Annotated in this window: 1 protein-coding gene; it reads left to right on the forward strand. The window is 47.0% G+C overall.

The annotated features are described in order from the left end of the window. The coding region (locus AB4585_RS28920) for an SPFH domain-containing protein (protein ID WP_372172228.1) at positions 1-264 on the forward strand (264 nt) is incomplete at both ends.

Genomic DNA, 264 nt, shown 5'->3' on the forward strand with positions numbered 1-264 from the left:
CTGACAAGTGGTCGTCAGCAAATTCGTCAAAGTACTCAAGAGACTCTGAATGAAATCATTGATGGCTACGACATGGGTATCCTTGTTGTTGACGTCAACTTCCAATCAGCACGTCCACCAGAGCAAGTTAAAGACTCATTCGATGACGCTATCGCAGCGCGTGAGGATGAGGAGCGTTTCATTCGTGAAGCAGAAGCTTACAAGAATGAAATCTTGCCGAAAGCGACAGGTCGTGCAGAACGTCTGAAGAAAGAGGCACTAGGT

Source organism: Vibrio sp. 10N.222.49.C9, from assembly GCF_041474985.1.
GTDB lineage: Bacteria > Pseudomonadota > Gammaproteobacteria > Enterobacterales > Vibrionaceae > Vibrio > Vibrio crassostreae_C.